The organism is Phyllobacterium sp. P5_D12 (genome assembly GCF_054049495.1).
In genome coordinates, this window is record NZ_JBFUMG010000777.1 from 1 (window position 1) to 1,612 (window position 1,612).

Consider the following 1,612-nt stretch of genomic DNA (forward strand, 5'->3'; position numbering starts at 1 on the left):
GCGTTGAACAATCGGCAACTGGTCTGAAATGGATCGACCGGCTGGGGCAACGCGAAGCCAATATCGCGCTGGCGATGGCGCAAAACCACGGCTTTCCGGACTTGGTGACGCGGGTTTTGGCAGGGCGGGGTGTCGGGTTGGACGAGGCGGTTGCCTTCATGGAGCCGACGATCAAGAGCCTCATGCCTGATCCCGCTTCGCTGACCGACATGAACAAGGCCGCCGAGCGCATTGCCAGAGCGATCGCAGCCCGCGAGAGGGTCGCTATTTTCGGTGACTATGACGTGGATGGCGCCTGTTCTTCGGCGATCCTGTCGCGTTTTCTCGCCCATTATGGCATTGCCAACCGGATTTACATCCCGGACCGGATTTTCGAAGGTTACGGCCCCAATCCCACCGCCTTGGAGGAACTGGCGCAGCAGGCGTCGCTTATCGTCACCGTGGATTGTGGCACCAACAGTGCGGCGGCGATCACGGCGGCCAAGGACGCCGGTGCGGATGTGGTGGTGCTCGATCACCATCAGGTCGGCGGCGAACTGCCGGCCGCGGCCCATGCGGTGGTCAATCCCAATCGCGAGGATGATCTGTCGGGGCAGGGCCATCTTTGCGCTGCCGGGGTTGTCTTCCTGACACTGGTGCAGACGTTGCGGGTGCTGCGCGAGCAGCACGTCAACCTGGGTGTTCTCGGCCCGGATCTCCTGTCATTGCTCGATCTCGTGGCGCTTGCCACAGTGTGCGATGTGGTGCCGCTGAAGGAGCTCAACCGCGCTTTCGTGGTCAAAGGGATACTCGTTGCGCGCGCCCAACAGAATTCCGGCCTCTCGGCGCTGGCACGGGTGTCCCGGATTGGCGAGCCGCTAAATGCCTTTCATTTCGCGTACTTAGTGGGTCCCCGCATAAATGCAGGCGGGAGGATCGGCGATGCCGGGCTGGGTGCAARGCTGCTGACGCTTGACGATCCGAACGAAGCGATGCGTATTGCCGAGGAACTCGACCGCCTGAACCAGGAGCGCCAGGCGATGGAAACCATCATGCTGGAACAGGCAGAGGCCGAGGCGATGGTCGAGCTCTCCGCCGGATCCGGACCTGCGGTCCTGGTCACCGCCAGCGATGATTGGCATCCTGGCATCGTCGGGCTGATCGCGGCACGGCTGAAAGAGCGGACGCGGCGACCGGCCTTCGCGATCGCGTTCAACGCCAATGGTACGGGGAGCGGTTCGGGCCGTTCGATCAACGGTTTCGACCTCGGAAAATTGGTGCGAAACGCCGTCGAACAGGGGCTCCTGATCAAAGGCGGTGGTCATGCGATGGCGGCCGGAATCACCGTGGAACGCAGTAAAATGGCGGCTTTACGCGCGTTTTTCGAGGAAAGCGCCGGCGAAATGGTCGGCCAATTGCGTGGCAACGCGTCGCTTGCGATCGATGGCGCGCTGAGTGCTGCCGGGGCCACCGTTCCGCTCTACGAGACCATGGAAAGGGCGGGTCCCTTTGGCTCCGGACACCCCCAACCCGTGCTGGTTTTGCCGCATCACAGGCTGGTTGATGCAAGGACCGTCGGCACGAGCCATGTCAAGGCGACGCTGGAGGGCGCGGACGGCAAACGCATCAATGC

The 1,612-nt window shown here is 62.8% G+C and carries 1 protein-coding gene; it reads left to right on the forward strand.

Features of this window, described 5'->3' with window-relative positions; translation table 11 throughout:
* Positions 1-1,612 (forward strand): single-stranded-DNA-specific exonuclease RecJ (gene recJ / locus ACXJ5O_RS26325; RefSeq protein WP_457302479.1); only part of this gene is annotated, 1,612 nt, incomplete at both ends.